1 protein-coding gene is annotated in these 234 nt (G+C 61.5%); it reads left to right on the forward strand.

Translation table 11 applies throughout. The features are described from left to right. Window positions 1-234: cupredoxin domain-containing protein (locus tag AC1MHZ_RS23540; RefSeq protein WP_482967029.1), on the forward strand; the 234-nt coding region annotated here is incomplete at both ends.

The following is a 234-nucleotide window of genomic DNA, read 5'->3' on the forward strand; positions in this document are numbered from 1 at the left end:
GCAGATGGCGATGGGGATGATGGGCTTGTTCATCGTGCACCCGAAGGACCCGAAGCAGTTCAAGGTCGACCGCGACTTCGGCTTCATCCTCAATGCCTACGACATTGAACCCGGTAGCGCGACGCCGAAGGTCAACACGATGCTCGACTTCAACCTGTGGACGTGGAACAGCCGCGCGTTCCCGGGCATCGACCCGTTCGTCGCACGCACAGGCGAGCGAGTGCGCATCCGTGT

Source organism: Pseudomonas sp. FA-1 (assembly GCF_056856075.1).